The sequence below is a fragment of the Micromonospora sp. WMMD967 genome (genome assembly GCF_029626165.1).
In the GTDB taxonomy this organism is placed as follows: Bacteria; Actinomycetota; Actinomycetes; order Mycobacteriales; family Micromonosporaceae; genus Micromonospora; species Micromonospora taraxaci.
On record NZ_JARUBK010000001.1, the window covers coordinates 6,080,987 to 6,106,354 of the forward strand.

General features: G+C 67.7%; 26 protein-coding genes and 1 pseudogene. 17 read left to right on the top strand and 10 right to left on the bottom strand.

Going from position 1 to position 25,368, the window contains the following annotated elements:
• Positions 1-48: 48 nt before the first annotated feature.
• Complete coding sequence (locus tag O7631_RS27350; RefSeq protein WP_278146922.1) at positions 49-888, bottom strand: aminoglycoside phosphotransferase family protein; 840 nt, start codon at positions 886-888, stop codon at positions 49-51.
• Positions 889-893: 5 nt separating this feature from the next.
• Complete coding sequence (locus O7631_RS27355; RefSeq protein WP_278146923.1) at positions 894-1,694, bottom strand: response regulator transcription factor; 801 nt, start codon at positions 1,692-1,694, stop codon at positions 894-896.
• Between the two features lie 390 nt (positions 1,695-2,084).
• Between O7631_RS27355 and O7631_RS27360 the strand changes: the two genes are divergently transcribed.
• Complete coding sequence (locus tag O7631_RS27360) at positions 2,085-3,332, top strand: MFS transporter (protein WP_278146924.1); 1,248 nt, start codon at positions 2,085-2,087, stop codon at positions 3,330-3,332.
• Between the two features lie 230 nt (positions 3,333-3,562).
• On the opposite strand, the gene O7631_RS27365 is transcribed toward O7631_RS27360, so the two are convergent.
• Positions 3,563-4,621 carry a Glu/Leu/Phe/Val dehydrogenase dimerization domain-containing protein gene (locus O7631_RS27365; RefSeq protein ID WP_278146925.1) on the bottom strand — a complete coding sequence of 353 codons (1,059 nt, stop codon included), beginning with the start codon at positions 4,619-4,621 and terminating at the stop codon, positions 3,563-3,565.
• 108 nt (positions 4,622-4,729) lie between these two features.
• On the opposite strand from O7631_RS27365, the gene O7631_RS27370 reads away from it, so the two are divergent.
• Complete coding sequence (locus tag O7631_RS27370; protein ID WP_278146926.1) at positions 4,730-5,188, top strand: Lrp/AsnC family transcriptional regulator; 459 nt, start codon at positions 4,730-4,732, stop codon at positions 5,186-5,188.
• 309 nt (positions 5,189-5,497) lie between these two features.
• On the opposite strand, the gene O7631_RS27375 is transcribed toward O7631_RS27370, so the two are convergent.
• Positions 5,498-6,535: a DUF808 domain-containing protein gene (locus tag O7631_RS27375; RefSeq protein ID WP_278146927.1), complete on the bottom strand. Its 1,038-nt coding sequence runs from the start codon at positions 6,533-6,535 to the stop codon at positions 5,498-5,500.
• 165 nt (positions 6,536-6,700) lie between these two features.
• Here O7631_RS27375 and O7631_RS27380 point away from each other — a divergent pair, with 165 nt between their 5' ends.
• From O7631_RS27380 to O7631_RS27395, 4 genes are all read left to right on the top strand, one after another.
• Positions 6,701-7,294, top strand: a complete 594-nt coding sequence (locus O7631_RS27380; protein WP_278146928.1) for a helix-turn-helix domain-containing protein — start codon at positions 6,701-6,703, stop codon at positions 7,292-7,294.
• Positions 7,291-8,580: an MFS transporter gene (locus tag O7631_RS27385; protein ID WP_278146929.1), complete on the top strand. Its 1,290-nt coding sequence runs from the start codon at positions 7,291-7,293 to the stop codon at positions 8,578-8,580. The genes O7631_RS27380 and O7631_RS27385 overlap by 4 nt, the downstream gene beginning before the upstream one ends.
• Before the next feature lie 28 nt (positions 8,581-8,608).
• A complete protein-coding gene (locus O7631_RS27390; protein WP_278146930.1) occupies positions 8,609-9,106 on the top strand; it encodes a GNAT family N-acetyltransferase in 498 nt (165 codons plus the stop codon).
• 136 nt (positions 9,107-9,242) lie between these two features.
• A complete protein-coding gene (locus O7631_RS27395) occupies positions 9,243-9,782 on the top strand; it encodes an RNA 2'-phosphotransferase (RefSeq protein ID WP_278146931.1) in 540 nt (179 codons plus the stop codon).
• A 276-nt stretch (positions 9,783-10,058) separates the two neighbouring features.
• Here O7631_RS27395 and O7631_RS27400 read toward each other — a convergent pair whose 3' ends face one another.
• The gene (locus tag O7631_RS27400) at positions 10,059-10,550 is read right to left on the bottom strand and encodes a hypothetical protein (protein WP_278146932.1); all 492 of its coding nucleotides are present in this window, start codon (positions 10,548-10,550) and stop codon (positions 10,059-10,061) included.
• A gap of 134 nt (positions 10,551-10,684) precedes the next feature.
• Here O7631_RS27400 and O7631_RS27405 point away from each other — a divergent pair.
• Positions 10,685-10,777 (top strand): annotated as a pseudogene (locus O7631_RS27405) (transposase family protein); the annotation flags it as partial.
• Positions 10,778-10,992: 215 nt separating this feature from the next.
• On the opposite strand, the gene O7631_RS27410 reads toward O7631_RS27405, so the two are convergent.
• Positions 10,993-11,154, bottom strand: a complete 162-nt coding sequence (locus O7631_RS27410; RefSeq protein WP_278146933.1) for a hypothetical protein — start codon at positions 11,152-11,154, stop codon at positions 10,993-10,995.
• An 11-nt stretch (positions 11,155-11,165) separates the two neighbouring features.
• Entirely contained in the window at positions 11,166-11,825 is a 660-nt protein-coding gene (locus O7631_RS27415) for a hypothetical protein (RefSeq protein WP_278146934.1), read from the bottom strand.
• A 252-nt stretch (positions 11,826-12,077) separates the two neighbouring features.
• Between O7631_RS27415 and O7631_RS27420 the strand changes: the two genes are divergently transcribed.
• The 7 genes from O7631_RS27420 (at position 12,078) to O7631_RS27450 (ending at position 18,406) form a co-directional block, all read left to right on the top strand.
• On the top strand, positions 12,078-12,200 hold the full coding sequence (locus tag O7631_RS27420) for a hypothetical protein (protein ID WP_278146935.1): 123 nt from the start codon (positions 12,078-12,080) through the stop codon (positions 12,198-12,200).
• A 78-nt stretch (positions 12,201-12,278) separates the two neighbouring features.
• Positions 12,279-12,659 (top strand): Mth938-like domain-containing protein, encoded by a 381-nt coding sequence (locus tag O7631_RS27425; protein WP_278146936.1) that lies wholly within the window; start codon positions 12,279-12,281, stop codon positions 12,657-12,659.
• Positions 12,660-12,871: 212 nt separating this feature from the next.
• Complete coding sequence (locus tag O7631_RS27430; protein ID WP_278146937.1) at positions 12,872-13,429, top strand: hypothetical protein; 558 nt, start codon at positions 12,872-12,874, stop codon at positions 13,427-13,429.
• 386 nt (positions 13,430-13,815) lie between these two features.
• A complete protein-coding gene (locus O7631_RS27435) occupies positions 13,816-14,727 on the top strand; it encodes a hypothetical protein (RefSeq protein ID WP_278146938.1) in 912 nt (303 codons plus the stop codon).
• Positions 14,728-15,595: 868 nt separating this feature from the next.
• Positions 15,596-16,093: a YfbM family protein gene (locus O7631_RS27440; protein ID WP_278148033.1), complete on the top strand. Its 498-nt coding sequence runs from the start codon at positions 15,596-15,598 to the stop codon at positions 16,091-16,093.
• A gap of 106 nt (positions 16,094-16,199) precedes the next feature.
• Positions 16,200-17,384, top strand: a complete 1,185-nt coding sequence (locus tag O7631_RS27445; protein WP_278146939.1) for a HEAT repeat domain-containing protein — start codon at positions 16,200-16,202, stop codon at positions 17,382-17,384.
• Between the two features lie 203 nt (positions 17,385-17,587).
• Positions 17,588-18,406 carry a CPCC family cysteine-rich protein gene (locus tag O7631_RS27450; RefSeq protein WP_278146940.1) on the top strand — a complete coding sequence of 273 codons (819 nt, stop codon included), beginning with the start codon at positions 17,588-17,590 and terminating at the stop codon, positions 18,404-18,406.
• A 741-nt stretch (positions 18,407-19,147) separates the two neighbouring features.
• Here the strand turns inward: O7631_RS27450 and O7631_RS27455 are convergent.
• Complete coding sequence (locus tag O7631_RS27455; protein WP_278146941.1) at positions 19,148-20,191, bottom strand: site-specific integrase; 1,044 nt, start codon at positions 20,189-20,191, stop codon at positions 19,148-19,150.
• Positions 20,192-20,205: 14 nt separating this feature from the next.
• Between O7631_RS27455 and O7631_RS27460 the strand changes: the two genes are divergently transcribed.
• Positions 20,206-21,333 carry a Fic family protein gene (locus O7631_RS27460; protein ID WP_278146942.1) on the top strand — a complete coding sequence of 376 codons (1,128 nt, stop codon included), beginning with the start codon at positions 20,206-20,208 and terminating at the stop codon, positions 21,331-21,333.
• Between the two features lie 652 nt (positions 21,334-21,985).
• Positions 21,986-22,534 (top strand): hypothetical protein, encoded by a 549-nt coding sequence (locus O7631_RS27465; protein ID WP_278146943.1) that lies wholly within the window; start codon positions 21,986-21,988, stop codon positions 22,532-22,534.
• A 50-nt stretch (positions 22,535-22,584) separates the two neighbouring features.
• Here the strand turns inward: O7631_RS27465 and O7631_RS27470 are convergent, their stop codons facing one another.
• Positions 22,585-22,932 carry a hypothetical protein gene (locus tag O7631_RS27470; protein WP_278146944.1) on the bottom strand — a complete coding sequence of 116 codons (348 nt, stop codon included), beginning with the start codon at positions 22,930-22,932 and terminating at the stop codon, positions 22,585-22,587.
• A gap of 137 nt (positions 22,933-23,069) precedes the next feature.
• Here O7631_RS27470 and O7631_RS27475 point away from each other — a divergent pair, with 137 nt between their 5' ends.
• Positions 23,070-24,401 (top strand): hypothetical protein, encoded by a 1,332-nt coding sequence (locus O7631_RS27475; RefSeq protein ID WP_278146945.1) that lies wholly within the window; start codon positions 23,070-23,072, stop codon positions 24,399-24,401.
• A gap of 178 nt (positions 24,402-24,579) precedes the next feature.
• Here O7631_RS27475 and O7631_RS27480 read toward each other — a convergent pair whose 3' ends face one another.
• On the bottom strand, positions 24,580-25,074 hold the full coding sequence (locus O7631_RS27480) for a hypothetical protein (RefSeq protein ID WP_278146946.1): 495 nt from the start codon (positions 25,072-25,074) through the stop codon (positions 24,580-24,582).
• Positions 25,075-25,368 lie beyond the last annotated feature (294 nt).

Here is a 25,368-nt window from a genome sequence, read left to right on the forward strand (position 1 = left end):
CCCCGGCCCGACGTGGGTTGCCGTCGGACCGGGGCGGTGGTCGGCCGGTCAGTACTCGCCGCGCCCGAAGGCGGCCAGCTCGGCGGAGTGCACGGGGTTGCTGACGTACGTGGCGCCGATCGGGGCCGTCACCCGGCACCAGGCGTCGAGCCGGCCCACGTCGATGCCGGCGGCGCTCGCCAGCTCGTCGCGGCGGCGCACCATCTCCGCGCGGTCCAGACCCTCCAGCACGTAGTCCACGGCGTCGAAGCAGGGGTCACCGGCGCACGCCATCGGGTCGATCGCCACCAGGCCCCTGCCTCCGCCGCTGAGCACGTTGCCGAGGTGCAGGTCCCCGTGCAGCAGCACGGTGTCGGTGGGCACCGCGAACAGGTCGTCGCGCAGCCGTTTGGACCCGCTCAGGTCGGCGCCGCGGCGGGTCGCCGAGTTGAACAGTACGTCGATCCAGTCCGTCAGTTGACGGGGAGCGGCGGCCGGATCGCCCGCGCCGTGCAGATCGGTGAGGAAGGCGGCGTACTCCCGCGGTGAGGGCGGCTGCGGCATCTTCTCCACGAGGGTGCCGGGGTGGATCGCTTCGAGCAGGACGGCGCCCTTGGTCGACTCCCGTACCGCCGGCACCCGCCCGCTGGAGGCGAACTGGCGCAGCATGTCCACCTCCTCCCGCACGGCGTAGCTGTCCGGGGACAGCTTGAGCACCACGTCGCCGAGCGGGCCCACGCACCGGAACACCACCGAGGAGTTACCGGACTTGATGGGGTCACCGAGAGTCAACTCCCACTGCTCGACGAGGTCGTCGAGCCGCTGGCGCAGCGTGCCCACCCAGCGGTGCGCGGCGCGGCCGAACCGTGGCTCCAGTCGGTTGGCGATCGCGTCCAGGTCCAGGCTCATCGCGCTCACCCCCGCACCGACCGCGCGTCGGCGCACGCGGCCGCACCCGGTGCCACGACAGCACGCCTGCCGGCCAGCAGGACGCTGCCACCACGCACCATCGGTGCATGGGAGCCGGTCGGCCCGGGGCGCCCCAACCGCGCCCGGCGGGCAACCTCGATCGCCTCGTACCGGTCAGAAACGTTCAATTTGCTGAAGATGATGGAAATATGATTGCTGACCGTTTTCGGGGACAGATTCAGCTTCGCGGCGATCGCCACGTTGCGCATACCCGAGGCAATCAGTTCCAGCACCTCCCGCTCGCGGGCCGTCAGCTCCGGGAAGAGTTGCTGGTTGCGGGGCTCCCGGCTCAGTTGCCCGATGAGCTTGTCGGCCACCCGGGGACCGAGGATGACCTCACCCGTCGCGAGGCCCCGGATCGTCCGGACGATGCCGTCGCCCGGGCAGCTCTTGAGCACGTAGCCCCGGGCGCCCGCCCACATGGCCGCGAGGATCGCATGTTCGTCCTCGACCGCGGTGAAGACCAGCACCGCCGTCGAGGGCGACACCCTGTTGATCTCCTGGATCGTCACCCCCGCCTGGAACCCCGGCAGCTCGACGTCGAGAACGAGCACGTCAGGACGTGTGGCGGTGGCCAGCGCCAACGCCTCCCGCGCGGACGCCGCCTCACCTGTCACGGCGACCTCAGCCGACGGCGACAACAGGGCGTGCAGGCCCCTGCGCACCACCGGCTGAGCGTCGGCCAGGACCACCGTCACCGCGTCGGGTTGTGTCTCCGCCGTGACTTCCTCCGGATTCCGCCTCATGTTCCGAGTCAGTTCCGAGGCCGAGCCAACGCTGACCATCTATCCACCTCACCCCGTCCGAACGGCCCGCCGTGTCTTAGTCGCGCGGGGAAACGCCGCGGTAGCGCCGACCCCGCGTCGTGATGAACATCTACTCACGGCCAACAGAACAACACAAGAAGTGATCCAGGGAACGGGCTCGGTCAGCCTTTTGACGCATCGGAAAACCGAACCAAACTTTCCGTGTTGGCCCTGACGAAGCCGTCCACAGCGGACCTTTTACGGGGGCGGTCGACGTGCCGCCGACCCGGGAGTCCACGGGGGAATTTCCCGGCCGATCCGGGACGTCGTCCCGTACGCGCTACACCTGTCGCCCTGTCCGCAGGACACCGCCGTCGCCAGGATTGACCCATGCCCTTGTCACGAGTGACCGACGTTCTCGCCGGCCTGGTACCGACCGACCCGCTCCGCAGGAAGCTGATCGCGATCCGACTGGCCGAGTCCATCGGCAAGGGAGTCTTCCTCAGCGGCAGCGTCGTCTACTTCACGCTGCGTGTCGGACTCGACGCCCGGCAGGTGGGCCTGGGCCTGTCGGCCGCCGGCCTGTCCGCCTTCCTCTCGTCGGTCCTGTTCGGTGTGATCGCCGACCGGGTGGGCGCCCGCCGCCTGCTCGTCATCCTGTTCGCCGCGCTGGCGGTCGGATTCGGGCTCTACAGCCTCGTCGACAGCGCGACCGCCTTCTTCGCGCTGGTGGTCACCGTCGGCTTCCTCGAGTACGGCACCGGCCCGACCAACGGGGCCCTCATCGGCAACCTCGTGCCCGCCGAGGAGCGGGTGAAGCTCAAGGCCATGATGCGGTCGGTGTTCAACATCGGATTCAGCATCGGTATCGGCGTGGCGGCCGTCGCCGCCCTCAGCCAACGGCTGCTCGTGCTGATCCCCCTCACCACTGCCGCGTTGATGGCCGGCGCCGCGCTGCTCGTCACCCGCCTGCCCGACGTGCCGCCGCGTCCCGCACCGGTGGGCTTCAAGCGTTTCGCCGCAGTCCGCGACCCACGCTTCCTCGCGGTGATCGGCGTCTCGACGATCCTCGCCTCGCACGTCAGCATCATCCTGGTGACGTTGCCGCTCTGGGCGCTCAACCGCACCGACCTGCCGCACTTCCTGATCCCTCTGCTGCTGATCGTCAACACGGCGTTCGTCATCCTGTTCCAGGTACGGGCCAGCCGGGGCGCGGACACCGTGCACGGCGCCGGCCGGCTCGCCCGACGCTCCGGCTACTGGCTGGCCGGCGGCTGCACGGTCCTGGCGGTGACCGCGCTCGACGACAACGTCGTCCTGGCGTCCGTGGCGATCGTCGCCGCCGTGCTGATCCTCTCCGTGGCCGAGGTGATGCAGGCCGCCTCCGGTTGGGGACTCGCGTTCGGCCTCGCCCCCGAGCACGCTCAGGGCGAGTACCTGGGGGCGTTCGACCTGCACGTGATCACGCAGAACATCATCGGCCCGGCGGCGCTCTCCGGCCTGGTCATCGCCTTCGGTTTCTGGGGATGGCTGGGCATCGCCGTCGCCGCGCTCGTCGCATCGGCGCTGATCATTCCGGCCGCCAACCGCAGCGCTGTCACACTGGTCCGCGAGACGGCCCCGGCCTCCACGACCTGACGCCGCCAGGGCCGAGGCCGATCTGAAGGCCGTTCAGTGCACCCTGTTGCTGCCCACCTGCTCCCCCGATTCCCGGCTCGTGGACGACACTCCGGTCGCCGACCCGCGGTAGATGGTCCCGCAGGTCATTCTGGTCATGTGGCTGTACTCCAGGGTCGGTCGGATACCGGTGGTCGGGCCGCGTCGAACGGCGGCGGTTGACCGTTGTGTCGCGGTCGGGTGGCGGCAGGTCAGGAGCGGCCGTGCTCGATCTGGTGTCGGGCGCGGGAGCGGGCGGCGGCGGCCGGGGTCGAGCCGGTGGTGCGGGCGGTGCGCAGGATGTCGGTGAGGGTGTCGGCGATGCCGTGGACCCGGGCGGTGGCCTGGGTGGACGTTTCGCGGTGTAGCTCGACGGCGGTCGCGTGGATGATGCCGCCGGCGCTGACGATGATGTCCGGTGCCCAGAGGATGCCGTGCTGGTGCAGCAGGTCGGCGGTGGCCGGCGTGTCGAGTTGGTTGTTGGCCGGTCCGGCGATCGCGGCGCAGCGCAGTGTCGGCACTGTGTGCGGGGTGAGTAGACCGCCGAGAGCGGCGGGGACGAGCACATCCACGTCGGCGGTCAGGCAGTCCTGCGGGCTGACCCAGGCGGCACCCGCGGTGTCGGCGAGCGTGCGCCTGCCCTCGTCGGTGTCGGCGGCCACCAGGGTCGCGCCGGCGTCGGCGAGCATGCGCAGCACGTGGCCGCCGACGCGGCCGAGGCCGAGCACGGCGAAGCTGCGCGCGGCCAGGTCCGCCGAGCCGAACCGCTCGGCGCACAGGGCGTGCAGCGCGGCGAGGACGCCGACGGCGGTGTGGCCGGAGGAGTCACCGCTTCCACCGGCCTGCACCGGTCGGCAGAACGCGTGCGGGGTCCGCTCGGCGATCGTGACCATGTCGTCCGGTCCGGTTCCCACGTCCGGGCCGGTGGCGTAGACGCCGTCCAGGCCGGCGATGACGTCGCCCACGTCGTGCAGCACCGCTCGACGGGCGGCCGCGTCGAGTGTCGTGCCCGGGGGCAGGGCGATGACGGTCTTGCCGCCGCCGTTGGGCAGCCCGGCCAGCGCGCACTTGTCCGACATCGCGGCCGACAGCCGCAGGGCGTCGGTGAGCCCGTCGCGCCAGTGCGGGTAGTGCGCGAGCCGGCAGCCGCCGATGGCCTGACCGAGGGCGGTGGAGTGCACCGCGACGACGATCGGCAGGCCCGACCGTACGCCCCGCCTGAGGACGACGTGTTCGTGCATGGACTCGGTGTCGAGGTGGGTCGCGACCATGATGGCTCCTGTCGTGTGCTCGCTGGAACGAGATCGACAGTAGGCATGTGCGTGGCAGTGACCAGCTCGCAGCGAACAACGTTCGGATAAGATGGCAAACTTCCGGTCGTGGACGAACTTGATACGGCGATCATCCAGCACCTGCAGACACATGCGCGGCAGACCAACCGCGAACTGGCCCGCGCGGTCGGCATCGCGCCGTCCACCTGCTTGGAACGCGTGCGCGCACTACGGGAACGCGGCGTGATCACCGGCTACCACACCGAGATCAGCCTGGCCGCCCTCAACCGCGGCGTTCAAGCATTGCTGCACGTGCAGGTCCGGCCCCTGAGCCGCACTGTCATCGACGGCTTCAAGAAATATGCGATGGAGCTGCCCGAGGTGCTGTCGGTGTACGTCGTGGCCGGCGGCGACGATTTCCTCGTCCACGTCGCCGTACCCAGCGTCGACGGCCTGCATTCCTTCCTCATGGACAAATTCAGCGGACGTCGCGAGATCGTCGGGTTCCGCAGCTCCGTCATCTATCAACACGCCCGAAAGCAGGTCATCGAACCGCTTGACCCGTAACGCTCGCCCTGTGCGCCCACGCCTACCTCGCCGTCACCGCCGCCCAGGCCAAAAGGGCACCGAATCCGATGACGGCCTCATACCCTCACCCTCGGCGAGGTCCGACGCCTCCTGGCACACCTGATCACCACGATGAGACCCGTCGGCCACATCCATCGATGGTCACGATGGCGACGACGACACCAATACCGCGCCAGCACTGCCCACTACCAGCGAAGACTCCGACTCCCCCGGGTGCGGCTGGAGTCCCGAGCGCGGTTCAGCACCAGAGCGCCGGACCCCCTTGGTCGAGTTGCGGTGTTTCTGCGGTCATCCGCGCGGCGCTTGGTCTGCGGGAGCGTCGCGACGCTGAGCTGCACGGCTCGGCGGCACGGGGTTGGTGCCGTCAGTACGAGTCGTGGCCGCCGCAGTCGCTGCCTCAGCCTTGGGTTTGCGGCGGTGGAGCGTGAGGGTCATGACCAGCACGACCAGCGCTCCGACGATCAGCCCGAGGATCGCGCTGGCCACCGTGTTGACGAGCCAGCCGACGAGCCCGCCGAGAACACCCGTGGCGTCGTGGGCGGCGACCTCCACGTGGTGCACGGCCTCGTACAGGAAGTGCAGGTTCAGCTCGTTCGTGCCCAGCAGCAGGATGTGCCCGCCCACCCACAGCATCGCCGCGGTGCCGACCACCGTCAGCACGGTGAGAACCACCGGCATCGCCCTCACCAGACCGCGGCCGAACGTGGCGACGGCGCCGGAACGTTGCGACAGGCGCAGCCCGGCGTCGTCCATCTTCACGATCAGGGCCACCACGCCGTACACCAGAACGGTTATGACGACGGCGACGATAGCCAGGATCGCCAGGCGGGACCAGAACGGCTCATCGATCACCTCGTTGAGGCTGATGACCATGATCTCCGCCGAGAGGATCAGGTCGGTTCGTACCGCACCGGACACCAGTGTCGTCTCGTCCTGCACCGTTTCCCCGCCCGCGCCGTGGGCGTCGTGATGGGCGATCTTGGCCCACACCTTCTCCGCGCCTTCGTAACAGAGGTAGGCGCCGCCGACCATGAGGATCGGGGTGAGCAGCCAGGGCACGAACTGACTGAGCAGCAGCACCGCCGGCAGGATGATGAAGTACTTGTTGCGCAGCGACCCCACGGCAATGCGCTTGATGATCGGCAACTCGCGCTCTGCCGCCAGGCTCCGCACGTACTGCGGCGTGACGGCAGCATCGTCGACGACGACGCCCGCAGCCTTGGCGCCGGCCTTCGCGGCGGCCGCCCCGACGTCATCGATCGACGCCGCGGCGGCACGGGCCAGCACCGCCACGTCATCCAGCAGGGCTACGAGTCCACCGGCCAAGGGAGGGTCCTTCCAGGGTTGCGCAGAGTTCGAACTGACCCATTCTCGCTCAGGTCCCTGCGCGCGGCACGCCACCACCCGGTCGTAGATCGGGCGAGAGCTCCTGGCCCTGCTGCCGCCGCCGCAACGGTGGCGGAGACCCGGCGTCGCGGGTAGATTCGGAACATGTCTTCCACATCTGTCACAGATGTCGAAGGGCTGCGCGCGCTGGCTCATCCCGCGCGGCTCCGGATCCTGGATCTGCTCCGCGTCCACGACCGGCTGACCGCCTCGGAATGCGCGGCGCAGCTCAAACTGTCTCCCAAGTCCTGCTCCTACCACCTGCACGTGCTCGCCAAACAGGGCCTCGTGGAGCAGGGCCCACCCCTCGCCGAAGACACCCGGCAGCGACCCTGGCAACGCCGCTTCGACGAGGTACTGATGCCGCTTCCAGGAAAGAACGGTGGCGCGGACTCCGACAACGCCCGCACGGACGCGATCCGCGCGGCGGCCCGGCACGACCTCGGCCTTTTCCTGAGCTTCCTGGCGTCACCGCAGGCAGGGAGCGACGACTGGGCATCGAGTACGACAGTGCACACCCGGACCGCCCTCATGACACCCGCCGAACTCAGAGCCTGGGGCGAGGCGGTCGAGGACATCACCCGCCGCCACGTGGAGAAGGCGACCCGGACCCGCCGCGACGGACGCGGCCCGGTCCGACTGGCCGTGCGTGGCTTCCCGCAGACCGCACCAGAGACGGGGACGGGGACTGCCGAATGACCGGCAACGAGACGACGGGCCTACGCCGTTACGCCGGAGTGGTCGCGAACCGGCAGATTCTGGCGGCCCTGATCGGCGCACTCGTTGCACGGCTCGCCCAGACGATGTCACCGCTGCTCATTCTTCTGCTGGCCAACCAGCGGTACGGCGGGTTCGCCATTGCGGGCGCGGCCGCCGCCACCTACGGACTCTGCGCGAGCCTGAGCGGGCCACTGATCGCCCGGCTGGCCGAGCGCTACGGCAACATCGTCCTGCTGATCGCCGGGATCCTGAGCAGCACCGGCCTGTTAGTCATCGTCCTGCCGTGGCAGTCGTGGAACTTCTGGGCCGGTGTCGTGCTGGCCGGTGCGGCGATCCCGCCGCTGAGCGCAACGCTGCGAGCCACGATCGCGACCACCATCGAAGACCCGCAGGAACGCATCGCCGCGTACGGCCTGGACACCGTGGGCACCGAAGTGCTGTTCGTACTGGGGCCTGCCCTCGTCGGGCTGTTCGTGGCCTTGAGCAGCCCGACGGCTGCCCTGGCCGGAACCGCGCTACTCCCGGTTGCCGGTGCCACCACCCTGCTGATCCAGCAGCGTCGCGTCCCGTCGCCGGAATCGTCGCCGGACGCGCCGGAGCAGGCTACGGACCGCCGGATGCTGATCCGGCTCCTCCCGTGGCTGGGCGTCGCGACGGTCCAGATGGCCGCGATCGGTCTCGTGGAGGTCGCGCTGATCGCGGTCGCGGTCAGGTTCAGCTCCTCGGCCGCCAGCGGGGTGGTGCTCGCGACGTGGGCGGCGGGCAGTGTTCTGGGTGGATTGTGGTACGGGTCGCGGTCGTGGCACGCGCCAGTGCGCCGGCAGGTACGGCTACTGCTGCTCGGCAGCGCTGTCGGGTTCGCCCTGCTGCTCGCCGCCCGCTCCGCTCCGGCTCTGTACCCGCTGGCGTTCCTCGCCGGCGTGTTCATCACCCCGGCGGCAGCGGCCCTGCTGACCGACCTGAGCGAGAACCTGACGGGCGGACATCGGCTGACCGCGTTCGCTTGGCTGGCGTCCGCGAACGGGCTGGCCGGATCCTTGGCCTACGCAGCGGGCGGAGTCCTGGTCACCGGCGCTGGGCCGTGGGCGACGGTCGCCGTCGCCGCCGCCCTTCCCGCGCTCGCGGCACTACTGTTCCGAGGCCGTGGCACAGCTCCTGTAATTCCACGGAAGACCTCTCAGATTCAACCGCCAACGGCTGGACACAGCTCAACCGAGGCGCAACACATCGGCTGCAGTCGCGCGGATCGCGGTCACGTGAGTTAATGCTTTGCTCGTCGTCCCCTCGATGCGGATGATCCGGTCCGTGGGCCTCTCGCGTACCGGACATGTGGATTCAGCAGCACCTCGGCACGCCGGCCCCGAGGATGCCCGAGCGGTCGCCGACCTTCTCATCCGGTCCCGTCGGGCCGCAGTCGGCGCCATCCCTGCTGCGGTCCACCCGGATAGCGAGGTTCGAGAGTGGACCCGCACCGTCTTGATTGCTGAGCAAGAGGTATGGCTGATGGAGGACGCCGGCAGCCGACCACTGGCGGTGCTGGCTCTGAGAGACGACTGGGTCGACCAGCTCTATGTCGACCCGGCCTTCACCGGCAGGGGGTTGGGCTCCCACCTCATCGAGTTCGCGAAGTCCCACCGCCCGGCGGGACTTCAGCTGTGGACGTTCGCCACCAACACCGGAGCGCAGAGGTTCTACCTTCGCCACGGTTTCACTGTGGCGGAGACGACCGACGGGACCCGCAACGAGGAGAATGCACCCGACATCCGCTTTGTGTGGACAGCGCCACGGTAGCCGCCGAGACAACCGCTCATCGGCATGTGGGCAGCCTTCCTGGGAGCGACGGCGCAGGCCCACTGGAGAAAGCTCCGGGTTCTGCGTTGTCGAAAATCTCTCGATTTGAGCGACGGGGAACGACCACAATGCCCCCGTGGAACGCGAGCACCTGGTGAAGTTGAGTAAACGGATGTCGAAGGCACTCCGGCACGATCCCGACAGGGCCGGCCTGGTGCTCGACCCGGCCGGTTGGACTCCCGTCGACGCTCTGCTCGCCGCCCTACGGATCGAGCGGGCCGAGCTGGACGCGGTCGTCGCCGGCAACGACAAACAGCGGTTCGCTGTCGAGCCCGGCACCGACGGGGTGCTGCGGATCCGAGCCAACCAGGGCCACTCGGTCCCGGTCGACCTCGGGCTGCCCCCGGTTACCCCACCGGAGCGGCTCTATCACGGCACCAGCGCCAGGGCGCTGGAGTCGATCCGGGCCACCGGCCTGCACCGCGGCGGACGGCACCACGTCCATCTCTCCGCCGACACCGAGACCGCCCACCGGGTCGGCGCCCGACGGGCCGGTCGGGTCGTGATCCTCACCATCGACGCGGCGGCGATGGCCGCCGACGGGCACGTGTTCCACCGCAGCGCCAACGGCGTCTGGCTCACCGACGCGGTCCCTGCCAGCTATCTGCTCGACTGAGCCCTGGCCTGGTCCAGGCCACTGTTTCGGCGGGGTGCGTACGACCTCGAACGGTATGCGGTCTGGAAGAGCTGAGCTGATGCGCGGCGAGGGTCAGGGCTTCAACCAGGTGACCGCAACTGGGCCTGCTCGGACTTGAGATGATGCACGCGCGCAAGAGGACTCTCGTACCCGGACTTGGACGCATTAGCTCCCGTACGGCAACGAGTACTCACGCACGATGGCCGCCAACGCGGTGCGCGCCGGCGGTCCCCCAAGCGCTCGGGCAACGCAGCCTCAAGCCGGATTTCCGGCTGCCAGGCGGCCCAGGATGGTCCGGGCCAGCGCGGCGAGCCGGGTTCGTAGGTCGTCGTCGGCCCGTCCACCGAGGTCGTCTTCGAGATGCGCGGCCAGGGCGGTGACCGCCGGGAGCAGGTCGTCCAGCGGGCTGCCCTCGTGTCCCACCACGTACAGACGGTGGGTTCCCACCTCGGCGGCGATGCTGCGGTCGAGGATCCTTTCGCAGGTGTCGGCGGCGATCAGCGTCACCGCAGTTGGCAGGTCCGGTTCCGGAAGCCCAAGTTCGTCGGTGACCGCCGCCAGGCGCCGATTCGCGTCGTGCGCCGGCAGTGTCCGCGCTGACTCGGCCGCGAGCGCCACCACGGCGTCGCCGTTGACGCCGGCAACCAGCAGGTCGCAGGCCAGCATTACCGCGTAGTGCGGGTCGGCGTCCTCAAGCAGCGCCCGGGCTTGTTCGGTCCGAAGCCGGCGAAGAGGTTCGTCATTCACGCGCCGAGGCTAAGGGACGCCGTTCACGGCAGCTTGCCCAGTTCCGGAAGCTGGTCCGGCTGGTCGCCGAGCGTGGCGGTCACGGGGTCGCCGATGGTAGGCCGGGCCGCCAGTGGGCACGTGATCTGGCCTACCGCGTGTTGCTGGTGGTCACCTACTGGCGTACAAATCTCACGATGCGTCAAATCGGTCCGCTGTTCGGGGTGTCGCACTCCGCGGCGCGACGGTGAGCGTAAGGGTGTCTGTGATGACCGCTCGGTCCGCATAGGAGTTGGCGATGATTGAGCGGCTTGACCGGGTCTGGTCTCGAACCCGCACCGTGCAGATCGTCGAGGGCGGTGAGGATGCCGGTCCCCTTGGCGGTCGTGCGACTCTGGCCGAGCTACCAGACGCCGTGTCTGTCGAGGCGGCGAGTTGACCACGACAGGTCGCGAACGCAGCATCAGTGACAGGTAGCGCTGGAATCCGCCGCGGCGTCGGGGCCGGCGGCCAGGACGACGCCATGGTGGGCGGCGATCAATAGCCGGAAGTCGGCGACGGTCAGGTCGGCGCGGACGGTCCGTTGAGCGCGACCATGGTCGTGCGCCGTCCAGCTACCTGCCACCGCAGAAGCGGTCAGTCCGACCGAGGGTTGTACTGCGACCACAGGAGGGACTCGGCGCCGCCAGCGCTGAGGTTTTCCCAGATTGCTTCCCTGTCGAACTCGCCGTCGACGATAAGCCCGGGGCGCAGTGCGTCCGCGTAGCTGGCGACCGGATGCGATCCGACGAAGGCGCTGGGTTCGCCGACGGCGACGCCGTCCAGCGACCGGCGAAAATCCATGACGAAGGCGTCGAGTACCAACGCGATCGGGGTGTGCGTACGTCCGTGGACAACGAGCCGGCCGCCGGGGTCGTAGCAGTCGCCGAGTACGCCCTCGTCTGCCACCAGACTCCCGGTGATGACAAATTCAGGCCCTGCGGTGACTCCGCCGAGGGTCAACGCCCGGGCCTCCACATTGCCACACACCAGGAAGAATGAGGAGCGGTCGTTGGTCACCCAGGTCAGCTCGCTGACTTCGGTGAGGTCGCCGTCGATGATGACGTGGTACGGCGGCCGGGTGAAGTCGAACGCCGACATCAGGTCCCCGTCGACCGTCCAATCGCCCTCGAACAGCCGAATCTCCTGCTGGTCGGCGGGGTCGGCGTAGGGATAACCAACATGTGCCGACAACGAGAACCGCCGCTCGGCCTCACCGGGATCGATCAACCGATACGCCGCGTCGTCCCATTCCATGCACGGCACTCTATGCCCGCGGTACGTCTATCTCGACGCCATGGACGAACATGACTGGTCGATTACCGAGTCCAAGGGGTGGATCGAGACTACGGTCCATTGGGCCGGTGGCGAGGAAGCGAACACCTTCTACGAGGCCCACCTTGCCGAGGAGCTCATCCTGTGCCGGTAGGGTCGGCGGCGGGCGGCTGTAGCTGACCGGTCGGCCGGTGGCCTGGGTCAGCTTCGTGGCCAGCGGTCCTGGCGGATCGAATGGCACGCCTGACCGGCGTGATCGACAGCGTCGGCGGTTCCCGGTACGGCCTCGCCACGTTCTCGCTGTCCTGCGACGGTTTCGCCTGGACGTACGGTGGCATCGCGTCCGGAGACAGGTGAGCGAGCTGTTAGGCGGTTGGCGGCGTTAAGCTCCGCCCGTGCCGCAGCCGCCGCGGCTCCCCTCAACGAGGAGACGCCGTGTCCAGCGAAACCACTCGTTCGCCGCTCGTCCTGTCGATCTCGTGGGGTCGGATGGACGTCGAGGACCTTGGAGTTGGCAAGGACTTCAAGCTCTACCCCGGCGGTGGTCGCCCGTGGGACTGGTCCGAGGCCGGCACCCGCCACAGCCCCGGCGTCCAGCCCGACGATGTCCAAGAACTTCTGTCGCATGGTGCCAAGACCGTCGTTCTGTCGCGTGGCATGCAACTGCAGCTGCAGGTCGACCCGCGCACTCTGAGGCTGCTCGAGGAGTGCGGGGTAACTGTCCACGTGGCCGAGACCTCCGAGGCAGTCCAGATCTACAACAACCTCGCCACCGCTGGCACCGCCGTCGCAGGGCTATTCCACTCGACCTGCTAGACGACCACAGACACGCCGGCAGCGGCATGAGAGTGCATTCGATCGACGGGATGTCATCTTGGGGTGCTGCTGACCCGACCTCAGCGGGCACCATCGCTGGCTCCCGTAGCCGCACCGGTCGATCGGGGAGCACGCCCACGATGGCTGCGCCTTGTCAGCGGCACATGAGTCCGTGTGATCATGTGGCCGCGGTACCGCTGTACCCTTCGCCGGTGGCGTTACCCAGCGACAAACGCGAGCGTTTGCTGTCGCTTTACCGAGACCGGGTTGACACCTACGCCGGCGTGGACGCGGGCTACGGTCAGCGTTGGCGAACTTGGTGCGCGACTCTGTTGTCGTTTGGGGGCTCACTCGTCGTTCCGACACTCAGGCCCGAGTCCGATCTTGAGGAACTGCTTGCCAACCGGTCTGCGTTCGGATCCGCGGTGCGATGCGTGCAGGGCGACGCCAACCAGTGTCATCGCAACGTCGCGGTGCGCTGGATCGACGGAGTGACCGAGTCGATCGGCACGGGCTACGCACTGTCCGACGACGAACTCTGGCGACAACACTCGTGGGGCGTGGATCCCGACGGTGCGGTAGTGGAGACCACGGATAAGCGGCGCACCTACGTGGGCGTCCTGCTGCCCCCGAAAGCGCCGAGCATGCAGTTCGCCGGGAGCAACGCCCAGGAGCACCTCAAGACAGTGTTACAACAACGTGGTCCCCGCTCTCTGGAGCTGATCAGCATGATCCACGAACTGGCGAGCCTGGGCAGGTCTCCGTCCTAGGCGGCGTCGGCATCCCGCTACCGGTCGGCCTTCTTGCCGAGCGGGCCGCCCAACGAACAGCACCACCGTGCCCCCCAGTCGGACCCAGTTCCATTTACCAACGCCGCCGTGAGTGGCGGACCCGCGACCGGCCAGCAAGCACAATCGGCCGCAGATCCGGACACTCGATTCGAGGCCTCGTCGCATCATCCTGGCTTCATTGGCGCTGAGCACCATGGCTGGGGTCAGCCGAGTCACGCTCGCTGATCGCGCCTGGTTCCCGCCGATGGGTTGAACATCAGGGCGTATGCGGTCTCCACTCGCACACCTAAGCTCCTTATGTGTATTTCGTGGAGCGGTCGCGCGTGGATTCCCCGTTCAGCAAGTTGGTCTTCCACGTGCCGGAGATGACGGTGCTCGGCTGGTTCCAGCGCGCCTGGCATCACGACGACCCACAAGCGCTTCTCGATGCCGAGATCGGCGGCGGCTCCTACGGTCTCGACTCGATCTTTGAGGCGATCGAGGAGCACCGCCTGCCATGTCCGAAGACCCTCGTCGAGCTGCGCGAGCTCCTGGACAAGCACCTCTGGGTCGAATCTGACGACCCGATACGCCTCGACGAGCGAGGGCTGCGAGTGCGTACCAACGACGACGAGGTGGACCTGGCCTACTTCTTCTTCGAGGACGAAGCGATCGTCGCCTACCCCGACCGGCTCGCGTACCTCGTAAACGACACGTGGCCGCTGCCCTCCGGCGCCGCCGCGCGCGGCGCGACCTTCACCCCTGACGTGGCGCTGCGCGTCGTCGGCCCGCCTGGGCCCGGTCCGGATTCCGTCTATGCGGTCCGCATCACCTGGCAGCACACCGACCACAACGGCACGAACCTGGATCAGCGGGAAGCGACCGTCTTCCCCGGCGTCAACCTGCCCGGACTTGCCGACCACCTACGCGGCATCGCCGATCCCGTGTCCCGGGAACGCTTCGACGCCGACCTGCTGCGCTCCCTCGTCGGACCCGACGACGAAAGCATCGGCCCCGCCTTGGACCGTTACGTCTGCCTTGAGCCACACGACTTGTCGACGTTCGGAGAGTGGACCGCACCCAGCCACGAGCAGATCCTGCAATGGAAGCTGCCGGAACCACCACCGCAGGCCCGCGTCGCGGTGGATGAGCACCTCGCCCAGGCCGCCCGCTACATCGACGACTTCTTCGGCCACGAGCAACTGTTTCTCTTCGACACGCAATGGGCCGCAGCACACCCCGACCTGGCGCTGTCCCTGCTCCGCTATGCCACCCACTGGGACCCATTCGCGCCGTGACCGCTTCTCGGCGGGACTGAACTTGCCCCATCTGCTCTTCGGCATGTGCGGACACCGCTCTGCTGCCGCCACGAGGTGCCAACGCTGACGCCTTTGGGTCCGCCGAAGAGGTCACCGAACAGGACGCCATGCTCAGAGGCTTGCCTGCGGGATCCGAGTCTCAACTCGCGGAATCCATACCGACGCCACGACAGCGCCCAGAACGGTGCATCGATGCGGCATGGCCCTCGTAATCGACGTTGGCCCGCCCCAGGCGGACAGCCGGCACCAGCCAGGCGGGAAGCAGCGAGCCCTGACCACTTCGGTCTTCTCTGGGAGGTCACACCGCTCCGCTCGATCTCCATCACCGCAGGTCAAAGCGCCTCGTCTCTGTCCGGCATCGGTGAGCACTTCGGGCGCGGAGACCTCTTCGCCAACCTGCACCCAATCTGCTCCCACTTGCAAGGCCAGGGCACCTGACAGCTCCTTACCGCCTTGACCTACGCACACTGCCCCACCAGGTGACATAGAACGTCGTCGACTGCTGCACAAAACCGGGGAGCACTCCGCGGGAAACAGGACGCCGCACCTACTCTGACCTGGGAGAACGTGGAGCCGCAGGCAGGGGTGGGTGCAGTTGAGTGCCGCTCGATGCCGTTGGATGCAGTTCGAGGCCGTCCAGGGCGTGCTGTTGCTCCCCACCTGCTCCCCCATTTGCAGTTCGCGTCGACCCGCGGAACACCGCGATGCTCTGGTCCCACGTGTGAAGCACGTGTTGCCCAGGTTGGTGTTTCACCACCGAAGCAGACGGCGGTAGCGTGCCCCGCCAGAAACAAGGCGCTTCCGCAGCGGGAAGCAGACAGATTTGTCGGGAGACTTGTTCGTGGGCATGGAGCTGATCGGGTGCCGGCTGACGGCCGAGGAACTGCGGGCCGTGTTGGATGATCCAACGACGGTCAGCCTGCTGCTCTTCGGCGACCTCGACGATGAAGACGTGGAGATGCCCGATCCCGAACTGGATCTGCACAAGTCCTGGCACGCCCTGTACTACCTGCTGGCCGGAACCGCCGGGAAGTCGTACGAACCAGCCGCTGCGGCCGTCCTCGGCGGCGAGGACATCGGCGATGAGGGCGGTTACGGGCCCGCCCGCCTCGTCGGTGTGGAAACGGTCCGCGTCGTCGCCAACGCGCTCGACATGCTGGACATCGACGCGTTGCGCGCCCGCTTCGACCCAGACGCCCTGACGACCGCAGGCATCTACCCGGGCGGGTGGGTTCGCGGCGCCGACGACTTTGATAGCTTCCTCGCGCCAGCCTTCGCCGACCTCTGCCGCTTCTACCGCTCGGCCGCCGCCCAGGACCAGGCCGTACTCCTTGCCATTGTCTGAGATCGCTACTCGGACGCACGACCTGCAGGCATCTCCTCGTGCCGACTGTCGTTGTTCGGGCCAGTGCGCTGTTCACCGCCGGGTGGTGGTATGGCAGGGTGACCGGATGATCGACAGCCATGCGGCGTTGGAGGCTGTGGTCCGGCACGCCATCGAGCTTGAGGACGATTACGACGACATTGCGCCAACCGTCACGGCCCTGACGGCGTGCGGGGACACTGCCTTGGTACCCAGGCTGCGGGAGGCGCTGGACCGGTTCCTCGACGAGGGGAACTTCTACGGCCGGGACCTGATAGCCGGTATCTCGGCAGGCATCGAAGGTACGGCGGCGCTGCCAGTGCTGCTACGCGCCTCGGCGCGCGATCTCCGCGACGACCAGGACAGTCTCCAAGCCGAAATCATCGAGCTGCTGCACGCAGACCGGGCGACCGGCCGATGTGTGGCGCGTGACTTCGCCGCGAGCGAAACGCCGGAGTTGCGCCGTGTGGGACTGTGGGCGCTCGGGTTTGTGATCGAAGCACAGGATGTCGAACTGCTGGCTTCGGCCATGACCGACGTCGACCCGGAGATCAGGTCCCTCGCTGTCGGCTCGATCCCTGACCCAGCCGGCCACGACTCGGCATTCGGCGCGCTCGTTCTGGCGTTGCGTGACCTAAACGAGCAGGTCCGGGTGTCAGCCGCGAGCAGGCTTGGCTCCACCGGCCGGGTTGACGCGGTCGCACCGCTCGTTGCCCTCGCCACCGACCCGACATCGCGCGTACGGTCCATCGTCGCCTACGCACTCGGGCGACTCGGTCGTCACCACGCGACCCCGGCCCTGCAACGGCTCCTGCAAGACCCCGATCGGCATGTCCGGGAGAACGCTGCGGACGCACTCGGCTCGGTCGGAGGGCCAGCGGCCGTCGATACGCTGCTGGCGCTGGCTGCCGACCACGACCCGAAGCTGCGCGTCCAAGCCGCCAAGGCGCTCGCGAAGGCGGCCGACTCGGATCCCCGCGTGGCACCGCAACTCACGATGCTGGCACGAGACGGCGAGGCCACAGTACGAGCGGCCACCCTCAGCGGACTCGCCAGCGCTGCTGGCAGGCCGTCGGACCGGGGGCGACTCCTGGTCGAACTGGCGGACGATCCGGATCCAATGGTCCGTCAGCGGGTCGCAGTCGTGGCACGACATGTCGCGCCCGATGCCGCCCCGGACATCCTCCGCCGGTATACCCGCGACCCTGATCAGACCCTACGCCGACTCGCCGCCACCGAACTGGACCGACTGACCAACCCCTCCACTCGCTGACCCGACAGCCCACAGTCCACGACCCGCTGGCGAGACCGTCGTGAATGTTGCCGCGAGGCTGTCCGCCCGGGCCCGAGTGTTCACCACCGGCCAGGGCCCCAAGACCGACCCGGTCGACGCCCGCAGCGTCGCTGTGATCGCCCTGCACACCGAAGGTCCGCGGCTGCCATTGGCGCGGCACAGGTGTCGGGCACACTGACCGCATGGACCTCCCCTACCCGTGTGTCTGTTGCGGCTACCGCACCTTGGGGGATCCGCCGGGCTCACACGAAATCTGCCAGGTGTGCCGCTGGCAGGACGATGCCTACCAGCTACGTTGGCCGCACCGGGCAGGCGGCGCGAACAAATCCTCATTGATTGACGCGCAACGCAACTTCGGCAAGTACGGCGCCTGTGACGAGGACAGCCTCATCGAGAACCGAGCCGACCCGGCCGACTACGACAGAGAACCGCACTGGCGGACGATCGACCTTCAACAGGACCGCTTCGAGCCACACGGTGGCGCCCTGGCGGCTTGGCCGAATGATCGGACCGTGCTGTATTGGTGGCGCCGCCGCACGGCCCGGACTTGGTGGGACGACATGCAGGCAATCAGTTTCCCCGAGCCCTCGGTCGACGACGCCAATCGAACCGGCTTCGCCGAGGCAGTCCGCGCAGTCGCATCTGTGGCAACCCCGGCCGATCCGGACAATCTCTCGGGCATGCCGATCGATTTCGACCACTACCTGTTCCGGTGCCCTTCGATCCGGGAAGTGACCGTGACCACAGGCCTCGACCCTGCCCAGCAGATCACGGCTTCCTGTATCGCCGAGCCGGCGGCGTCACCGACACGTGTCGCGGAAGAGGTTAAGCAAGCCTGGCTACGTGACCTGCGGTACCGCCACTGGGAAGTCCACCGGTTACGCACCACGACGACGACAGTCGAACTCGACGTTGCCACCCGCGTCGGCGAAGACGGCTACTACATCACCGGGCTGATCGTCGTGCGGTGGCCGCCCGCAGGAAGCGGGAACCGCTCGTGACAGCGGACTCCGCAAATGCTCCATGCACTCGCGAAACTGATTGAGACACGGTGGGTAGCCGCTTTTCGACATGTGCCGACCAGCCCTACCACTCTTGCGGGAGCACCAGCGCTGACGCCTTCGGTGCAGCCAAAGAGGTTTTCCAGCAAGAAGCCCTGACCGGTAGGTTGCCGGTGGGATGGCTCCATGCCGACAGCCGGCGCCGACCAGGTGGGGAGCAGCAAAGGTTGACCTCTTCGATCTTCTCTGGGAGTTCACGCCGGACCGATCGTCCGCATCACCGCAGGTCAACGCCCGCCGACCTGTCCAGCACCGGTGAGCACTTCGGGCGCGCCGACCACTTCGCCAACCTGCACCCAATCTGCTCCCAGTCGCAAGGCCCCCGCAACCAACGGCTCCTTACCGCCTTGAGCTGCGCACATTCCCCTACCAGGCGACATAGAGCACAGTCGACTACTGCGCAGAATCACTGAGCACTCCGCGGGAAACAGGACCCCGCACCGACTCTGACCTGCGGCAACGTGAAACCGCAGGTAGGGGCGGGTGCAGTTGAGCGCCGTTCGATGCCGTTGGACGCAGTTCACGGCCGTTCAGGGCAGCCCGCTGCTCCCAACCTGCTCCCCCAAACTGGGCTCGCACCGGGCCGCCGACCGATCGTGAGCTCTGGCCCAGTGCCTTGGTTGGCGCCAGCGCTGGCTCCAGCAGCCGCATCGGGCCCCGCACCGCCGTCGAGCAGGTGGGTCAGCTCGGTGGACGGGGTAGGTCAGCCGGTGAAGGCTTGGCCCTCGATTGAAAGTCATCCCTGTGTTCTGCCATGGGGTGTGGTTGGCCGGTCATGGCGGACAGCGCGTTGGCGACATCGTGCATGTCGGCCTTGATGTAGGTGATGGTGGAGGAACCGGGGCTATCGGTGTGTCCGGCGTAGGCACGGGCGATGCCGTAGCCGAAGTGCCGTTCCACCCAGGTCAGGGTGGTGTGACGTAGCCAGTGGGTCGAGATGCCGTGCACGGCTACCCAGGGCAGGCGCTCACCCAAGCGTTGCCACAGGTGGTCGTAGCGGCGGCTGGTGATCGGTTGGCCGTTGCGCGCGCGTAGGAGCGGATCGGTCGGCAGGACCGCGCCGCGAGCGTCGGCGTGCTCTCGCAGGTGTCCGGCGAGATCGAGGGTGATGGGCTGCCAGCGGATGGTGGGTCCTTTCTCGGTGAGGCGGACGAGCCCGTTGGTGGTATCGAGGTCGACCAGCCGTAGGGCCAGGGCGCCGCCGCGGCGGCAGGCCGTCTCGGTGTGCAGTCGCAGGAGCAGCGCGTCGAGGATGGCGTCGTTTCCGCTGGTGCGCGCCATCGCGTTGATCTCCTCCAACTCGTGTGCGGTCAACGCGCGGCGGGTGCCGGGTAAACGGCGGGGCTTCGCGACTCGGTGCGCGGGGCTGGCGGCGGCGTCGATCAGCCCGTCGTCGATGGCACGTCGGTAGAAGGCGCGGGCGGCAGCGATGACGTGCTCACCGGCGTGCCGGCCGTTGCGGCTGTTGCGCCGCGACACGGCGCTGGCGATCATCGCCTGTTTCAGGGCCTCGACGTCGCTGGCGGTGACGGTGTCCAAGGGCCGCTCGAGCCACGCGGCGGCCATCCGTTCCCAGTAGGTGCCGTAGGTGCGGCGTGCTCCGGGCCCGGCAGCGGCGACTACACGGGGCAGGTACTCGGCGACCGTCGGCAGAACGGAGGGCGTCGCGGGGCTGCCCTTCACCGGCGTAATGCTGAAATTAATCTGGGATTCGGGGGAAAGCATTGTATGATTAGCGCATGCTGTATCGGACCCCTGCGCTCACGGATGACGACAAGCGCGTGCTTGGCGAACTGGACACGATGCGGGACAACCTGCGGTATCAGATCGCCGAGCCGCACCGGTGGACAGGGCAACTCCGACGCACTCTGATCGCTCACGCTATCCAGGGCTCGAATTCGATCGAGGGCTACCAGGTATCCCTGGACGACGCCGCCGCCGCCGTCGCTGGCGACGAGCCGGTGGAGACGAACCCGCAAACCTGGGAAGTCATCACTGGTTACCGGGACGCCCTGACCTACGTGCAACAACTCGCCCGCTCACGCGAGTTCGCCTGGCAGCACATGCTGCTCAACGCGCTGCACTTCATGATGCTCCGGCATGACCTCACCAAGTGGCCGGGCCGCTTCCGTCCAGGAGATATCCACATCGACGAGGCGCACACCGGCCGACGCGTCTACACCGGGCCAGACGCCGACGACGTTCCGTCTCTGATCTCCGAGCTGATCGACTGGCTGGCCGACGGCGAGCCGGAGACTCCGCTGCTCGTACGGGCCTCGATGGCTCACCTGAACCTGGTCAAGATCCATCCCTGGCGGGACGGGAACGGCCGAATGTCCCGCTGCCTGCACACCCTCGTGCTCGCCCGGGACGGTGTCCTCGCCCCGGAGTTCTCCTCCATTGAGGAGTGGCTCGGCGTCGGCCGGAACACCTACGCCTACTACGACGCACTCGGTGAGGTCGGGGGCCCAACCTGGCAGCCCGAGAACGACACCAGCAAGTGGATCCGGTTCTGCCTGAGCGCCCATCACCAACAGGCCCAACTGGTCCGACAACGCCTCGATCAGGCCGCACATCTCTGGGAACTGCTCGACACCTGGGTCCGACGCCACGGGCTACCCGAGCGGGTCGTCAGCGCCCTGCACCTCGCCGCGACCGGCGGTCGAGTACGCCGGACCCTCTATCAGCGCGACGAGAACCTCACCGACGACCAAGCAACCCGCGACCTTCGCGCGCTCGTCCGGGCGGGCATGCTCGAACAGCACGGCGAGACCCGGGGCAGGTTCTACCTCACCTCGCCGACGCTCCGCGACCTTGCCGCCCCCGCGCTGCGCCCCAAGGAGATCAACGACCCGTACCGACGCTGAGGCACAACCCCTGCATGCCCACCACAGTGAATCTGCGACGTCAGCGCGCCGGAGAGACGCCATTACCTGTCACCGAATTGGACAGATGCGGCCAATCATAGCCAATCAGCCGCTTCCAAGATTTACAACATTTGGGTCTAAGTAAGCCCAAATAGGACAGCCATTCTGTCCTATTTGTGTGATTCTTCACGAAATTTGGTGTCCGAGGGCGACACGACCCATGGCCCCACGGCCGGTGACGCTCAGCGCAACGCTGAAGCTCGGGCAAGCCTAGCTATGGGGTGACCTCTTCGGGTTTGCCGAAGAGGTCACCCAGCAAGAGGCCCTGTTCAGCAGGTTGCGGGTGGGATCTAAGCCTTAGCTGCCGGGACACATGCGGGCAGCAGCTCGGGCGGCGCAGCGCAATACATTGAGGCGGGACGCTCTCTTCCCTGGCACCTGAGAGCTCCATGACGACAGCCGACGCCGGCTGATCCCGGTCCTGGGTCCCGCACGACCGCAGCGGCGTTTGACCTTCCAAAAGCGCGTGGCCCGTGCCCTCTGGATCGGGTTGAATACCGCGGTGATCACTATGGAAGCGGTCATCGAGGTACCCGCGTTCACCGACGGGTCACCGCCGTGGCCGGTGGCACCGCTGGCACCCGGCTCGTGGATGGTGCTCAACGCCGGCTGCGCCGATGACCAGGTCGGGCTTTTCGTGGCCGCGCTCGCTCACCGAATCGAGGTTCAGCCCCCCGGCGGCCGCGATGAGGTCGTGAACGCGCTGTTGGCTGAGGAGTTTCTCATCGCTGCCGGCGGCCTGCAGGTACGCGACAGCACCACCGGGACGGTGGTGACGCCGGGTTGCTGTGCCGGGCTGGAGGACTGGCGCGACTGGACCCAGGTGCTGGCCGGGGACTCGCTGTGGCTGGGACATGACCCAGGTCCCGAGGTCGAGGTCGTCAACGACGATCTACGGGTATGGCAGGACGGCGGTGAGAACAAGCACCGAGGCCGATGGGCCGGCGTACACGTCGACCTGCCACGCCGCGCGCTACCCGGGCTGCTGAACGACGCGCATCGGGACCTGGCCAGCTTCCTCAATGCTGTCACCGGTTGGGGCACGCGGATCGGACTGCAGCAACGAGTGACCGATCTCGTTGAAGCGGTCGACAAGAACTTCAACATCACCGCGCCGATGGGCATACAGGCGCTCCGATAGCGCTGTCACCGGAGTCCTACGGACCGGCCTCTCAAGGTTGGACCTCCGAATCAGCCTGCTTCCAAGCCCTCGGCGCGACGGATGAGGCCCGCCGCGATGTGATCCCAATCGGGACCGTGCGACCAAAGGTTATGTGCAGCTTCTCTCAACAGCGCCGGCTCATCGGGACGCTGCAAGAGGACCAGCCGATAGGCCAGGTTCCGCACCCAGACCGGCAAGAGGCCGTCGACCACCTGAGGGCACAACTCACGCAGCATGGCGAGGATCGAGTCCGCATCAGCGAACGTGAGTTCCTCAATGAAGTAGTGCTCGTCGTGATCAGAGCTGCATCGCGGCGATGTGGGTCGATACTCGTCGCCGTAGAGGCATCGAGCGCGCTCCGTCAGCGTGCTGTGCATACCACGAACCCTACGACGCAACGAATTCCTCAGCGGAGCTCAGCTTGACTACGGTCGACGTAGACTATGCGGGCGGAATGCGGCTACCAGGGGGACAATGCCGCGCGGCGCACATCTCCGCCCCGTGCCAAAGCGTCATGGTCGACCACCGCCACATCCAGCCCCGCAGCACGCGCAGCCCGCGCCTCCGCGGCAAAATGCTCGTCCGGGTGACGCGGCCGAAGAGGATCCGCGGGAACCAACAAGATCACGCCCACATCCTGCCCCAGACAGCCCTCGACCTCGAACTGTTATCGCGGACCGCCGGCCGGTATGCGGCAGATCCGGATGTGCGCGGCGGCCAGTCCAGCGAGGCGATCAGTGGGATCCCGGACATGTCCGATCTTGCTGCGCGGTTCGCCCAGCTCGCTGGCGAGTACTACTGTCGAAAGAGCGCGGCGACCGCGGTCGTCGGGCGCTGGGACTGGTACACCTGGCCGGGCCTTGATCTTCGTCCGTTGCACTTCGAACGGGACCTGCTCAAGGCTGGCCGCCGGCTGGACGCCAGACCGCCGGTGGATCGGGATGTTCTGCGCATCGGGTTCGACGCCAAGGGCCGCACGGTGGTGATCGAGGAGTACAGCGGCTTTCTTCACGGCCGCCTGTACTACGAGACGTTCGTCAGCCACGACGGCGACGTGGTCGAGGCGGCGCACTTCGATACGGACGGGCCCATATACCTGCACGAGTACCGCTTCGTGGACGGCTTGATGCGCTCGGCCGACACGGTCTCGCGGGGCGGTTCGGGGCGGGAGTCGTACGCATACACCGATGGGCGGATCAGCCGCGTCGAAATCGAGCACGACGGCCGGGTGCCTTCGGTGCTGACGGTAGAGCACGACGACCGCGGCCTGGTCCGCGTCGACGAGGTCACGGGCGGTCGGTCCGAGGTGCGCTATGAGCGACCCCCGGCCGGGTTCGACCTCGAAGCGGCATGCCGGGCCATCGAGGACGCATTGCTCACGCTGATCCCGGACGCCGTGGCGCGTTTGGCGGTCGACGGCCCCGCCGCCTGCGTCGCGCTGAGCTATGACCGATCGGACGCGCTGTCCTTCGAGGTCCACGGGGCCACGGAGGACGAACGCGCGGCTCTGGCGGCGATCGATGCCCAGGCAGCATGGTCGCCGGCCGACTTCGAGGCCAGTACCGACGTTGACCTCGACGCAGGATCGGTGCGGCTGGTTCGACAGGAGCTCGCCCTGCTCGACGCCGACGACCTCGATGCCGCCGCTGGATCTGAGGTGGGCCGGCGACTGTTGTGTGCGGTGGCGGCTCGGCTCAACCTATTCGACTGGTCGGACACGCTGCCAGTCGCCGACGACTTCGTGGTGTACCCGGTCGACCTTGAGCTGGTCGACCTGGAGCGGAACCTGGCCGACTGCCTACCGCCGGACCGGCTCGCCCGGCTACGCGAACGCGGCCTGCTGTGACTGACCCCGACCAGGATCGTTCAGCGCACCCCGCTGCTCCCAACCTGCAGCCCAAACCGGGCCGCCAATCATCTCTGCGGAGGACGTCCTGGCGCAACCCCTCCAGTTCCTCATCTGAATCGGACGAGGGCTGGTACCGGTCCGCGGGGATGGAGTCGGCTGTCCTGCCGGGCGAGTCTCAATGGTGGTTGTCACGCCCGTGGTTGTCGGGCCTGATCCGGCTGGCCGCTCTGGGCCATCGCACGGTGGGGCAGGTGGCTGTGCCGGTGACGGTGCAGCCGTTCTGTTCGCGGCTGCGGCGCCACTGCTCGTGGGCGGCGAAAACGCGGTTCAGGCCGTCGCGCTCGTCTCGTAGTTCCAGGAACTCGTCGAGTAGGTCGAACAGGCTCTCGACGGTGCGGGCGTCGAGGTCGGGGTCCATGTCGCGGATGTCCTTGGGGCCGATGGGTTCGACCAGGTGAGCGACGATGCTCCACCAAACGTGGTTGTCGAGGCAGCCGGCTTGAGTCACGAGCCACGGTTGAAAGCCGGTCAGCAAGGTCCCTGCGTTTGCCTGGTTGCACCCTTCGATAAAGGCCACGACACTGGCGGAGTCTTCTCGGACGAGCCACATCCTGGGGCGGTTGCGGATGTTGGCGAACAAGTCCCGGTAGTTGGTGATCGTGATCGTCACGGCCGAATTCTGCCCGGCTATCGGCAGTTTTTGCGCCCCGCGGTAGAGGTTCTCCTCGGTCAGGCAGGCTCGCCCCTGCCCGAGGTTCCCGGTCGGGGCAAGGCTGGCCGGCGGCGACCGGGCAACGGCTTGGCCATGACCTGGACCGGGTTCTCGGTCAGCCCTGTGGGTGTCCGGCGGGCGCTCGCCTCTGACACCCTCGGATCCGCCGAAGAGTTCACCAACCTGAAGGGCCTGCTCAGGACGTTACCGGTGGGAGCGGCGTCTTGAATGACGGAACCGTGACGGACTCCA

Coding starts and splice junctions, on each gene's coding strand:
- O7631_RS27390 (WP_278146930.1), top strand. CDS start 8,609: ATGATCCGGTCCGTGGGCCTCTCGCGTACCGGACATGTGGATTCAGCA.
- O7631_RS27445 (WP_278146939.1), top strand. CDS start 16,200: ATGATCGACAGCCATGCGGCGTTGGAGGCTGTGGTCCGGCACGCCATC.
- O7631_RS27460 (WP_278146942.1), top strand. CDS start 20,206: ATGCTGTATCGGACCCCTGCGCTCACGGATGACGACAAGCGCGTGCTT.
- O7631_RS27355 (WP_278146923.1), bottom strand. CDS start 1,694: ATGAGGCGGAATCCGGAGGAAGTCACGGCGGAGACACAACCCGACGCG.
- O7631_RS27415 (WP_278146934.1), bottom strand. CDS start 11,825: ATGGAATGGGACGACGCGGCGTATCGGTTGATCGATCCCGGTGAGGCC.
- O7631_RS27385 (WP_278146929.1), top strand. CDS start 7,291: ATGACCGGCAACGAGACGACGGGCCTACGCCGTTACGCCGGAGTGGTC.
- O7631_RS27420 (WP_278146935.1), top strand. CDS start 12,078: ATGGCACGCCTGACCGGCGTGATCGACAGCGTCGGCGGTTCCCGGTAC.
- O7631_RS27440 (WP_278148033.1), top strand. CDS start 15,596: ATGGAGCTGATCGGGTGCCGGCTGACGGCCGAGGAACTGCGGGCCGTG.
- O7631_RS27365 (WP_278146925.1), bottom strand. CDS start 4,621: ATGGTCGCGACCCACCTCGACACCGAGTCCATGCACGAACACGTCGTC.
- O7631_RS27360 (WP_278146924.1), top strand. CDS start 2,085: ATGCCCTTGTCACGAGTGACCGACGTTCTCGCCGGCCTGGTACCGACC.
- O7631_RS27435 (WP_278146938.1), top strand. CDS start 13,816: ATGACGGTGCTCGGCTGGTTCCAGCGCGCCTGGCATCACGACGACCCA.
- O7631_RS27380 (WP_278146928.1), top strand. CDS start 6,701: ATGTCTTCCACATCTGTCACAGATGTCGAAGGGCTGCGCGCGCTGGCT.
- O7631_RS27470 (WP_278146944.1), bottom strand. CDS start 22,932: ATGCACAGCACGCTGACGGAGCGCGCTCGATGCCTCTACGGCGACGAG.
- O7631_RS27475 (WP_278146945.1), top strand. CDS start 23,070: ATGGTCGACCACCGCCACATCCAGCCCCGCAGCACGCGCAGCCCGCGC.
- O7631_RS27465 (WP_278146943.1), top strand. CDS start 21,986: ATGGTGCTCAACGCCGGCTGCGCCGATGACCAGGTCGGGCTTTTCGTG.
- O7631_RS27350 (WP_278146922.1), bottom strand. CDS start 888: ATGAGCCTGGACCTGGACGCGATCGCCAACCGACTGGAGCCACGGTTC.
- O7631_RS27455 (WP_278146941.1), bottom strand. CDS start 20,191: ATGCTTTCCCCCGAATCCCAGATTAATTTCAGCATTACGCCGGTGAAG.
- O7631_RS27450 (WP_278146940.1), top strand. CDS start 17,588: ATGGACCTCCCCTACCCGTGTGTCTGTTGCGGCTACCGCACCTTGGGG.